The organism is Erysipelothrix sp. strain 2 (EsS2-6-Brazil), from assembly GCF_016617625.1.
Taxonomy (GTDB): Bacteria; Bacillota_I; Bacilli_A; order Erysipelotrichales; family Erysipelotrichaceae; genus Erysipelothrix; species Erysipelothrix piscisicarius.
The window spans coordinates 1-12,070 of sequence record NZ_SBAR01000023.1; the positions used below are offsets into that span (position 1 = coordinate 1).

Here is a 12,070-nt window from a genome sequence, read left to right on the forward strand (position 1 = left end):
ATTTATTATTTAATCCGCCTTTGGGTCTTCCCATCATTAATACCTCCGTTTTATCTCTGATTTTATTATTACACAAAAAAAGTAGACAAGTCTTTTTTACTTGTCTACTTTTAGTTTACTACTCCACTAAGAGTGGTCTTATATTATTTGTTAATAATTTCTTTACCTGCTGCTAAAACGGAAGCTAAGTTTTGTAAATCCGAAGGAACAATAATTTTTGTTGCTTGGCCATTTGCTGCTTTTTCAAACGCTTCAAAACTCTTAAGTTTTAGATAAGCGCTATTTGGATCAATAGATGCTAACAGTTGTGCCCCTTTAGATTGAGCGTCAAACACACGTTCCATAGCTTGGGCTTCCCCTTCAGCTTCTGTAATCATTGCTTCTTTACGAGCTTGAGCTCGAAGTACGGTTGATTCCTTTTCCCCTTCAGCAATCAGAATTGCAGAGCGTTTTTCCCCTTCTGCACGTAAGATTGACTCGCGTCGTTCACGTTCAGCACGCATTTGTTTTTCCATTGCTTCTTGAATATCACGTGGAGGAATAATGTTTTTAACTTCAACACGTTGTACACGAATACCCCAAGGATCTGTTGCTTCATCAAGAATTGCTCTCATTTTTGAGTTGATGATATCACGCGACGTTAAGGTTTGGTCTAACTCCAAATCCCCAATTATATTACGAAGCGTTGTTGCTGTAAGATTTTCAATAGCATTAATTGGATTATGAATACCGTATGTATATAATACTGGATCTGTAATTTGGAAATAGACAACCGTATCAATTTGCATTGTTACGTTATCTTTTGTAATAACAGGTTGTGGTGCAAAGTCTTGAACACGTTCCTTTAAAGAAACTTTATTTGCAACACGATCTACAAACGGCAGAATTAAATGCATTCCCTTATCGAGTGTATGACTGTAAGCACCTAATCGTTCAACAACATAGGCATTTGATTGCGGAATCACACGAATGCAATATCCAATAATGATTAATACTAATGCTAAAATGACTAAAAATAAAATTATTCCTGGCATGTTAAGCCTCCTCTACACTTTTCACAATTAATTTTACACCCTCTATGGCAATAACTTCAACACGTGTATGTGCTGAAATTGAAGATTGATCTGCCGTCGTTGCGGACCATTCCTCGCCATGAACCTTGATTTTTCCCCAAGAATCTTGGTTAATTTCTTCATTTAAAATAAATTGACGGCCAATTAAACGATCCGCATTCGTCGAAACAACATTACCTCTTAAGAGATTTTTAGTCATTGGACGAATCATAATTAATGCCGCAACACTTACTATAGCGAAAACCGCTAACTGTACTGCTACATTATCTGTTAAAAATGTTGTACCTAGTGCCGCAAGCGCACCAAATGAAAACCAAAGGGAAACCAAATTTCCAACCGTGATTACTTCAAGCACCAACATCCCTAAACAAACAATTAGCCATACCCAATCCATCGTTAATGTCATAGTATCACTCCCTCTTCATTTAGTGATGACAAATCAAATGTTAGAACACGTTCTTTTTTGTCATAATTCGCAATAACCTTCTGACCGTCAAGATTTTTCCCTACTTTAGCAGAGATTAAATCACACAACGCTTTATTATTTACCTTCGCATAACCTTTACCAATTGAAATTTTATGCAAATTCTCGACTGGATAGACATTCAGTTCAAGATCGCGTTTTGTAACTGGCTTAATGCCAACCTGCCCATCTTTTGAAAAACCAACCAAGACATACTGACTGTCTTTAAAATGAGATGATGCATTTTGATTTAATGTTAAACTTTTTTCAGTCAAAGTCACAACTTGAAGTTGTGCATTTCCTGTTACCCATTCAAACATAGCGACCTCCTTTACTTTTCAAATTATACCACTAATTTCACTAATTTCAATATTTTCACCAATAATTAGTGAAATAAAAAAACTGATCCCCTCGTAAAGAGAGTATCAGTCTTATTTCTACCAAGGTTTTATCGTATTACCTTCTACGAGATACGCATGCTCGGCATACTGTGCGAGTGGATCATCTGAATAGGAATCAGAATAGAAATCTTCCATCAGACCCAAATCATAAAATGCTTCCATACGTGCAACTTTTTCAGCACCCCAACAATTATGTTTGAGATTCTTCCCAGTTTTTGGGTCAACAACCGAAGCGATCAATTCAATACCTAATTCATCACAAATTGGTTCAAGCATAAACTCCGGTGATGCTGATATAATTAAATCATCATCACGTTTTTGTTCAAGATACCATGGTTTAATCTTATCACGGTGTTCATCCCAAAATTCTAAGACTCGTTTTCTAATATCAGGAATCGCCGTGAAATACTCATAAAAAACAGTTTTCATTTCTGTCTTATCAATCTTTCCACGTTTATAGTCAAGCGCTGCTTTGATTTGACGCGGCCAAAATTTCATGATCGATTTATCACGTTTTAAATTGTACTTATAGAAATCCATGGAACTATCCCCATCATAAATGGTCTTATCGAAATCATAAACATTCATTTATTCTGCCCCCTTTTCTACAGGATATACTTTTGGTTTTTGTTCTTTTTGAATCTGTCGTAGGTGTTTATACTTATCCTTCATTTTGATATAGACTTCTGCAGTCTGAAGACAATCTTCTGAACCCCGATGTCCCACTAAACGCTCAACATTAAAGTAAATACATAAAGTTTCTAATTTATGGTTCTTAGAATCTTTATTTAAAAGCCTTGAAACGCGGAGCGTATCAACGTAATCGTTATGCATACGTTTCCCAACAACATCGAGATAAGCATCATAAACAAGACCATAATCAAACATTACATTATGACCAAGAATAACATCAGTCCCAATAAACTCAACAAATTGTTCGATAACCTCATTTATTTTAGGTGCATCGGAAACCATTTCTTCGGTAATGCCAGTTAGCTCTACAACAAAAGGAAGAATTGAATTATCAGGTTTTACCAATGTGGAAAATGCATCGACTTGTTTATAATTTCGATACTTTATCGCACTTAATTCCGTTACGTCTTCAAACTTATTACTACGTCCTGTTGTTTCTAAGTCAATTACCGTAAAATTAGGAACAAACTTCAGTAGATTTTCTCCTACACTTCGCATTACAAATCCTCTTTTTCTAAATCTATTGTAGCACAATCAGTCTAAAACCACAGTTTTTTTATTATCAACCGCATACGCGAAACCCCTTTACGATTCATAAAGGGGTTTTGCATAATGTTATTATTTTGCGGAAGCTACCATTAAGTCAGCAACGCGTTTTGAGAATGTTACTGGGTCTTTAATAGGAAGTCCTTCGATTAGACATGCTTGATCATATAAGATGGTCGCAAAATCACCGAGTTCCTCAGGTTTGTTTTGATGAACATTTTCAAGTGCATCAAGTAGTGGATGTTCTGGATTAATTTCTAAAATCCGTTTTGCTTTCACGTGTTCCCCTTGATCAGGAATCGCATTCAACACTTTCTCCATCTCAAATGAAACACCCTCTTCACTGGCGAGACACACTGGGTGATTTACGAGGCGAGTGGATAAGGTTACATCATCAACTTCATCCTTTAAAGCTTCTTTTAATGCTTCAATTAAAAGTTTATGCGTTTCTTTTTTCGCTTCAATTGATTTTTTAGTTTCATCATCAACTAAATCAAGGTCTCCTTGATTAATTGATTTGAAGGCTTTGCCCTCATACTCACGCAACATTTGAATTGCAAATTCATCAATTTCATCTGTGAAATAAAGTACTTCATAACCTTTTGAAACAACAAATTCAGTCTGAGGTAGATGAGCACATTTTGTTTCGTTTTCACCAGAAACATAATAGATTTCTTCTTGATCTTCTTTCATACGTTCCATATATTCTTTGAACGATACCAAATCATCACCCTGTGAACTCTTAAAGAGGACAAGATCCTTTAAGGCATCGCTTTTTGATCCGTAAGACGTGTAAATACCATATTTTATTGAAAGACCAAAGTTTTTCCAGAATGATTCATACGATTCACGATCGTTTTTCATCATTAGCTCTAGTTCGCTTTTGATCTTTCGTTCAATTCGTTTTGAAATCGCAGCAAGTTGTCGATCATGTTGTAGGATTTCACGTGAAATATTTAGATTTAAATCAGGTGAATCCACAAGTCCTCTTACAAATCGGAATTCTTCCGGAATTAAAGACTTGTTGTGATCCATGATAAACACGCCACGACTGTAAAGTTGGAGTCCGGGTTCAAAGGATTGTGAGTAGAAATCCATTGGAACATGTTTAGGAATAAACAGTAATGCATCGAAAGAAGGGTTTCCTTCAACTTTCATCTGAATTGTTTTAAATGGATCATCATAATCATGGAATTTATCTCTATAGAATTGATTTAATGCTTCCTCAGTAACATCATTTTTGGATCGTTTCCAAATTGGAATCATTGAGTTTAAAACTTCGACTTCGTCTTCTACTTTCATTTCAATTGGATAACGAATGTAATCTGAATATGTTTTGATTAAATTCTTGATTGTGTACTCATCAATAAATCGTTCATAAAATTCGTCATCCGTATTGTCTTTAATCTTACATACGATTGTGGTTCCGTGTTTTTCCCGTTCTGCTGCTTCAATTTTAAATCCATCTAATCCATCCGAGCTAAACTTATAAGCAGCTTCAGAACCATAAGCCTTTGAGATAACATCAACGTGATCACTTACCATAAACGCAGAGTAGAAACCCACACCGAATTGGCCAATGACGTCAACCGCATCATCACCTTCCTCAAGCGCTTTTTTAAAGGCATGCGAATCACTTTTCGCAATTGTCCCCAGATAAGTTTCTAATTCTTTTTCAGTCATACCAATACCATAGTCATGAATGGTTAAGGTACGGTTCTCCTCATCCAATTCAATTTCTATTTTTAGATCGTCTTTACTGATTTCAATCGAGGTATCCTGCAAAGATTTATAGTAAAGTTTATCTTCCGCATCACTCGCATTTGATATGAGTTCTCGTAAGAAAATTTCCTTGTTTGTATAGATAGAATTAATCATTAAGTCCAGTAGCCTTTTTGATTCAGCTTTAAATTGTTTTGTTCGAGCCATTCTATTCCTCCTTAGCACTCTAATTCGTTAAGTGCTAATATCATATCGCATTCTTGTATTTTGTCAACGGGTTTGAGAATTTTTTTAGTGCTTTAACCCTAATAATAAATAAGTCCATTAAAAAACCAGTCCTAAACTGCTTTTTTAACACCTACGTAACTGGAAAGATACTCACGTACTTCTGCGCTTGAATCACGATTAGTTAAAATCATTAATGTATCACCCGCACAAATAATACTATCTCCATGTGGAATAAATTCATGGTCTCCCCGACTTATCCCTGTCAAAAGACTTGATCTTGGCCAACTAACATCACGAACCATGCAACCGTCAAGAGCACTTTCAACGTGCACACACAGTTCAACAATAACTTTTTGACCGGTAATATTGGGTTCCCGTTCTCCCACCAAACGTTCCAACATCGCTTCATACACAGGTTCTCCCCCACATAAATCCGAAATGACATAAGCAACCAAAGAAACAACCGCCATCGGCATCAGTTGATCAAAATTACCAACCATCTCAGTGATTAACACAATTGCCGTGAGCGGTGCTTTACCAATGGCGGTAAAGTACCCTGCCATTGCAATCACAATAAATGATTTTAAAAGGTTCGGATCGAAGCCAAACTGTGTCGTTAAAAATACACCATATATTGCCCCTAACAAGGCACCAAGAGAAAGAATTGGTAAAAATATACCTCCTGGTAGACCAGAACCATAAGAAATCATCGAGAATATAAATCTTAGAATAAAGATTGAAATGAGTGTGGAAAGTCCAAAAGGATTCTCCGCAAGAAGATGAATAATATCACTACCTCCTCCAATTAAGTGTGGATAAAAATAACCAATCGGAATTACGAGGATAAATGGAATAATTCCGTAAAAATATGGTGGAATTTTTTTGAGCTTGCTGTAGACCGTAGGTATCCAGAGAACGACTTTTTGGTAGATAAAGCCCGCTACACCTAAAAGCACACCTAAGAGCACTAAGAATCCATAATGCTTCAACTCAAATGTTTGTAAATATCCAAACGATAGGATTGGTCTTAAACCAAAAAAGTAAAGTGAAATAAAATTTGCTGTTGTCGTTGCCGCAAGTGTCGTTAGAAGAACAAGTGGCGAGAAATTATGATGAACCTCTTCCAATACAAACAACAACCCTGCTACCGGAGCGTTAAACGCCGCGGCGAGACCCGCTCCTGCTCCACTTGAGACCAATACCTTTTCAGACATCCTATTGCCTTTAAATCCTTCATTAACACCTTGTCCAACGGCTGCACCTAACTGAATCGAAGGTCCTTCTCTACCTAAAAAGAGCCCAGATCCAATAGCCAAAACACCCGCAACTCCTTTTCGCAAAACAATCGAGAGCCAATTCATGTGCATTACCCCTAATATTTGACCTTCAATTTGCGGAATACCACTGCCTTTAATCATTGGATCTTTTTTAATAAAGAGCCCCAAAACCATCGCAAGGATGATTGATGCGATAACCCAGAAAAGAATCATTTGAGGATTAATGTGTAAGAGTGCATAACCCAACTTCACAAGTCCTAACAATTCCTCAATAAGATATCGAAATAAACTGACAACAAGACCTGCGCAGATACCTACCAGTATTCCCTTACCAATAAAGGCTAAACGCGTCTTATCAAAATAATTAATAATCTGTTCTTTTTTCTTCAAAATGACAACTCCCAACTTTTTCTTCATTATCATACGCTTATGATGTTTTTCTGACAAGAATAAATAAAAAAAAAATAGATACGCATTTGTATCTATTTTACGACCTTGGTTTTCGATAATTTGTAATTTCAATATATTCCATACGTCCCGAATCAATATCAAATTTGAAAACACTTTTAGCTTTTTTAGTATGTTCAAATGTAATGTTTTTAAATCGTGCATTTTCATCTTCCGTGTAGTCCCCTAATTGTTCTATGATTGTTTCTTTGGGTGTTTCAAAGGAAATGCCTTCATGGACAATAATATCCACAGGATCATCATAATACGATTCACGATTTTCAGCACTTATCGATGCTACAAGCGTCTCTTCTAACATCTTTTCTTCATCTTCGGGATTAAAGAATGCAATCCAGATAATATTTCGATCTTTGCGTAAAGCATAACCATCTGTATAACTATTTGAAGCCAGGGAGATGCTTTCAATATCTGTTGTCGGAATCCATCCATCTTCATATAAGGTTTGATACGATACTGGGAGTTGATACGCTTTCCCACCCAGTTTAAATGCAATGGTTTCATATGTATTCACAGGCGGTTCAACCACTTCCGGTTTTTCCGGCGTATCGCTGCAACCCGTTAAAATTAGTAATAGAACTAAAAAAACACTTAGACGTTTCATATATCCACCTCGTTATCGTCATAATATCATAAGTACAACCTTACTTAAAGATGTCGGAATCCTGATTTAAAACTTTTGTATAAATCCCTCTTAATTGTTCCCCAATCGCTTTAATACTGCGATCTTTCGCTACTTGATATCCTGCCTCAGTTGTAGATGGCAAAGTTTGATCAAGACATCCTTGAATAATGCGGATAAAATCCTCATTACATTCACCCTTATAACAATTCTCACCATCCACAAGCCATGGATCGTATACGCCAATATTTCGAACAAGGGTTTGGCAATGTGCAGCCAATGCTTCCAAAACAACGATACCCTCTGTCTCTTCGTAAGATGGGAAAAAGAACAGATCAGCACACATATATGCCCCTTCAATAATATCGCCCGCAATATAACCAGGTAGTAAGACATTATCCGGTTTCTGTTTAATCGCATCACGAATCTTTTGTGTAACACTTGCAAGCGGAGTGTGACCAAACCAAATGAATGTTACCTCGGGCATCTTTCGAGCAACTTCCATAAAATCAGGCAATCCTTTGCGTTCAAAATAGAGTCCCACCGAAACCACTACAGGTTGACCTTCTTTAATCTTAAAGTACTCTCTAAATGCTTGAACCTTTTCATCACGATATTCAAATCGACTTAAATCAATGCCGTTGGAAATATCTTCAATTGGGATCGTGATTCCATATCCTTCAAGAATTCGCTTGGAATAGGGTGTTGGTGTCAAAATATAATCCCCCAACTTATAACTTGAAACAATATGTTTTTTAAAGAGTGGGGCAATTTGATTGGAAAACATAAATGAATTTCGGAAGTCTTCCTCGGTAGAATGGGCGTGATACACAACCTTTTTACCCCGACGATGGGCTTTACGTGCAAACATGCGCGCACCAAAATCCACAGTATTAATATGAACCAAATCAAAGTCGTCTTGCGTGTTTGTTGTGAAATCGACTTTAGCTTCGGTCAATGCACGAACTTGGTGCTTCATTGCACGTCCAATTCCCGATTTACTAAATGCTTTCTCGCCCTTTTGATAGAGTAATATTTTCATGATTAACCGCCTTTTTCATCTGTACTCTTAGCCTATCATTGTGACTAGAACCTGTCAATAAAGGTTCTAAGACAACCTTTCTCTTTCAATTTTGTGTATCTTTCGTTACAATAAGTTATAAGAGGTGATTTTAGATGCATGGCGATATGCGACGTACACAAATTATTACAAAATTGATAGAATCCGAGCATGCAATCAGTGCAAATCAGTTCGCAAAACGTTTCAATGTCTCACGACAGATTATTGTTGGTGATGTCGCACTACTTAGAGCGCAAGGGCACGATATCATCGCAACGGGTAAGGGTTATCTCATGAATCGTATTGATGCGAATCGAAATATATACACCTTGGCGATGCAACACAATCACCAGGATACCCAAAGAGAATTAGAAATATTCATTAAGCATCACGCTCAAGTTTTGGATGTCACCGTTGAACATCCAATTTATGGTTACCTTACAGGGCAATTAAACATCCAATCTCAAGAGGATATAGACCTTTTTATGAATCAAAACCCCGAATTGCTTGCCTCCTTAACCAATGGTATTCACTTGCATCGCGTTGCCGTCTCTGAAGAAAATTACGCCGATTTAATCACTGAATTAAAAAAACATGCGTTTCTCTATGAAAGTAACTAGGGTGTCTTGACACCTTTTTCTTTTCCCTCTACAATACTCCTAGGTGTCAAGACACTTTGGAGGTTCACAATGAAATCTGTTCGTAATCTAAGCATCACTGCACTGCTGATTGCACTCGGTATCACCATACCGATGTTTATGCCTAAAATCATCATCCCACCTGCATCCTACACACTTGCAAGTCATGTTCCACTTTTCGTTGCGATGTTTATTTCGCCATCTGTAGCACTTGCCGTTGCAATTGGTACCGGTATTGGGTTTCTTCTCTCAACCCCATTTATCGTAGCCGTTCGTGCTTTTTCGCATTGTGTTTTTGCGTTATTAGGGTCGCTTTATATCAAAAAAAATCCAGACTTCTTAAGTCATAAAGGAAAACGCATCCGTTTTAATATTATTATCGGAATCATTCATGCTACCCTTGAGTGTCTCGCCGTTACACCTTTCTTTTTTTCTCAATCAATATCTACCGGTTCTTATTTTACCGTTGTCTTCTTAGCGGTTGGTGTTGGTGGTTTTATCCACAGTCTTGTCGACTTTACCATCGCATCCACAATTTTAAGACGTATTCCTTTAAAATAATATGTTATCATTAACATATATTTAAAGGGAGGTTCTTATGAAACCATTATTTATTTACTATCCAAAATGTTCCACATGCAAACGCGCTGTAAAATATTTGGAAGAAAACAATATCGATGTTGTTTATCGTGACATGATGCTTGAAAATCCAACGAAAGCAGAATTAAAAGAATGGCTCCAGATTAGTGGCTTGCCTATTAAACGCTTTTTTAATACATCTGGGATTGTTTATCGCGAAATGAAACTTAAAGATAAACTTCCTGAAATGAGCGATGATGAAGCCCTTGAATTGCTCTCTACAACCGGTCGTTTAGTTCGTAGACCGTTATTAATTGGAGACCATGGTGTGTTTGTTGGGTTCCACGAAGAGATGTATGAGACCTTAAAGTAATGATTATTCTCGTATCACCAACGAAAACACAAAAAGAGAATTCTCAATTTAATCTTGAGAATTCTCTTTTTCCCGACCTCAAATCAGAAATTCTTAGAACCATGCAAGCATATACACGGGATGAACTTAAATCGATGATGAACATCTCCGATAAAATTGCGGATACCGTGTATCATAATTACCAAAATTTTTCTGAAACAACCCCGGCACTGTGGTCTTATCAAGGGTCTTCATTTAAAAATATGAATCGAGAACAGTGGTCTACTGATGATTATCAAGAGGCACAAGATCGGTTGTATATTTTCTCCGCACTCTACGGCCTTTCAAAGTGTTCTTCTGCTGTAGGCCGTTATCGTCTTGATTTTATGATGAATGGACCCATGGATCTCTACAAAATCTGGCGTAACCCAATTACAAACTACTTAAACCGCCTTGCGCAACCTATTGTTAATCTCGCATCCAACGAGTACAGTTCGATGATTGACCAAGCACATCTCAATGTGCCGATGATTACGCTTGATTTTAAAGAACAGGTCGGTGACACCTTCAAAACAAAATCGACATACGTAAAAATCGCTCGTGGGAAAATGGTCTCACACTTAATTGAAAAACGTATCCATTCTTTCCAAGAACTGAAATCCATACGTTTTGATGGTTACAGTTACAATCGTGAATTGTCCACAGAGGATACCTATATATTTACGCGTAAAGAAAGCTAAGTCTTTCTTTTTTTGTGCAGTTTTCACCATACTTTTTCCAACGGATATCGTCAAAATGCTACACTATACTCGAAAGCGAGGTTTATGTACATGAAAAAAGTATTTGTTTTAGGTGGAACGGGATTTCTTGGCTATCATACCATTTGCGAACTCTTGAAAAAAGACTATCAGGTAAAGACAATGTCCCTTCCTCCAATGCCCTCCAAAAATTTATTTCCGGATAATGTGGAAAGCCATTTAGGTGATATTAATCAAATGAGCGACTCTGAAATTGTTGATATGCTTTACGATGTCGATGGATTTGTTTACGCAATTGGTGCCGATGAACGCTGGTTGCCAGATGCTCCATCCTATCGGGCTTTCTATCAAGCAAATGTTTTACCCACACAACGTATTGCGCGACTAGCTGTTCAAGCAGGTGTTGAAAGTTTTGTTGTTTTTGGATCTTACTTTTCAGAGTTTGCGGAACGTCTGCCGCAATATAACTTAAAAAATCAAGGTTATCCCGGAACACGTTTACTTCAAGAACAAATTGCCTTTGCTGAAGGTGAAGGAGCGATGCGCGTTACAAGTCTTCGACTCCCTTATATATTTGGTACAATGCCAGGTCGAACACCGCTTTGGAAGATGTTTGTGGACATGGTACGTGACCAACCCGTTTATCCGGTACACAAAGGGGGGACTGCCATCATAACCGCCACACAGGTCGCAGAAGCCGCTGTAGGAGCACTTGAAAACGGAACCCACCGTACAACCTACGCAATATGCGATTCAAACCTTAAATATGAAGAATTTTTCCACATGATTGTGGAAGCATTAAACCAAGACACTCAAATACACGTTGTTGATTATGAAAGCATGGCTGATCGATACATCGCGGCAGATCAACATGCTGCAGCTGAAGGTAAAGAACACGGGATCCACGTCGCCATATCCCAAAAGATGAATGAAGAGGATCTCTACCTCGATCCCGCGGATACAATGGAAACCCTAGGAATTACTCCTGAAAACGACATCAAATCAGTCATTCGCGAGACACTTCGTCATTGCATATAAACACAAAAAAAGACAGCACCCTATATCTTGGAGTAGTAAACTAAAAGTAGACAAGTAAAAATGAACTGCCCCCAATATCTTGGACGGTTTAATTAAGAGTTAAACTAAAGGATTGATTTCTGTACTGTGCAGGAGTCAGTCCTTTTAGTTTGCTC

14 protein-coding genes are annotated in these 12,070 nt (G+C 37.5%); 5 read left to right on the forward strand and 9 right to left on the reverse strand.

Going from position 1 to position 12,070, the window contains the following annotated elements:
- Positions 1–143: 143 nt before the first annotated feature.
- From EPJ89_RS08505 to EPJ89_RS08545, 9 genes are all read right to left on the reverse strand, one after another.
- Entirely contained in the window at positions 144–1,034 is an 891-nt protein-coding gene (locus tag EPJ89_RS08505; RefSeq protein WP_200549523.1) for an SPFH domain-containing protein, read from the reverse strand.
- 1 nt (position 1,035) lies between these two features.
- The gene (locus EPJ89_RS08510) at positions 1,036–1,479 is read right to left on the reverse strand and encodes an NfeD family protein (protein ID WP_161636796.1); all 444 of its coding nucleotides are present in this window, start codon (positions 1,477–1,479) and stop codon (positions 1,036–1,038) included.
- Complete coding sequence (locus EPJ89_RS08515) at positions 1,476–1,856, reverse strand: hypothetical protein (protein WP_013853417.1); 381 nt, start codon at positions 1,854–1,856, stop codon at positions 1,476–1,478. Before EPJ89_RS08515 ends, EPJ89_RS08510 begins: the two co-directional genes overlap by 4 nt.
- A gap of 117 nt (positions 1,857–1,973) precedes the next feature.
- Entirely contained in the window at positions 1,974–2,525 is a 552-nt protein-coding gene (locus EPJ89_RS08520; protein ID WP_125164001.1) for a haloacid dehalogenase-like hydrolase, read from the reverse strand.
- Complete coding sequence (locus EPJ89_RS08525; RefSeq protein ID WP_200549525.1) at positions 2,526–3,128, reverse strand: 3'-5' exonuclease; 603 nt, start codon at positions 3,126–3,128, stop codon at positions 2,526–2,528.
- Positions 3,129–3,248: 120 nt separating this feature from the next.
- On the reverse strand, positions 3,249–5,105 hold the full coding sequence (gene htpG, locus EPJ89_RS08530) for a molecular chaperone HtpG (RefSeq protein ID WP_200542569.1): 1,857 nt from the start codon (positions 5,103–5,105) through the stop codon (positions 3,249–3,251).
- A 131-nt stretch (positions 5,106–5,236) separates the two neighbouring features.
- Entirely contained in the window at positions 5,237–6,793 is a 1,557-nt protein-coding gene (locus EPJ89_RS08535; RefSeq protein WP_244660824.1) for a ClC family H(+)/Cl(-) exchange transporter, read from the reverse strand.
- A gap of 97 nt (positions 6,794–6,890) precedes the next feature.
- The gene (locus tag EPJ89_RS08540; RefSeq protein ID WP_200549529.1) at positions 6,891–7,472 is read right to left on the reverse strand and encodes a membrane lipoprotein lipid attachment site-containing protein; all 582 of its coding nucleotides are present in this window, start codon (positions 7,470–7,472) and stop codon (positions 6,891–6,893) included.
- Between the two features lie 40 nt (positions 7,473–7,512).
- On the reverse strand, positions 7,513–8,532 hold the full coding sequence (locus EPJ89_RS08545; RefSeq protein WP_200549531.1) for a glycosyltransferase family 4 protein: 1,020 nt from the start codon (positions 8,530–8,532) through the stop codon (positions 7,513–7,515).
- Positions 8,533–8,666: 134 nt separating this feature from the next.
- On the opposite strand from EPJ89_RS08545, the gene EPJ89_RS08550 reads away from it, so the two are divergent.
- The 5 genes from EPJ89_RS08550 to EPJ89_RS08570 all read left to right on the forward strand — a co-directional run bounded on the left by EPJ89_RS08550 (position 8,667) and on the right by EPJ89_RS08570 (position 11,915).
- Positions 8,667–9,170 carry a transcription repressor NadR gene (locus EPJ89_RS08550; protein ID WP_161636802.1) on the forward strand — a complete coding sequence of 168 codons (504 nt, stop codon included), beginning with the start codon at positions 8,667–8,669 and terminating at the stop codon, positions 9,168–9,170.
- Between the two features lie 69 nt (positions 9,171–9,239).
- Entirely contained in the window at positions 9,240–9,749 is a 510-nt protein-coding gene (locus EPJ89_RS08555; protein ID WP_200542574.1) for a hypothetical protein, read from the forward strand.
- Between the two features lie 37 nt (positions 9,750–9,786).
- Positions 9,787–10,140 carry an arsenate reductase family protein gene (locus EPJ89_RS08560; protein ID WP_125163994.1) on the forward strand — a complete coding sequence of 118 codons (354 nt, stop codon included), beginning with the start codon at positions 9,787–9,789 and terminating at the stop codon, positions 10,138–10,140.
- A complete protein-coding gene (locus EPJ89_RS08565) occupies positions 10,140–10,859 on the forward strand; it encodes a YaaA family protein (RefSeq protein WP_200542575.1) in 720 nt (239 codons plus the stop codon). The genes EPJ89_RS08560 and EPJ89_RS08565 overlap by 1 nt, the downstream gene beginning before the upstream one ends.
- Positions 10,860–10,949: 90 nt before the next feature.
- Positions 10,950–11,915 carry an NAD-dependent epimerase/dehydratase family protein gene (locus EPJ89_RS08570; RefSeq protein WP_200549533.1) on the forward strand — a complete coding sequence of 322 codons (966 nt, stop codon included), beginning with the start codon at positions 10,950–10,952 and terminating at the stop codon, positions 11,913–11,915.
- Positions 11,916–12,070: the final 155 nt, after the last annotated feature.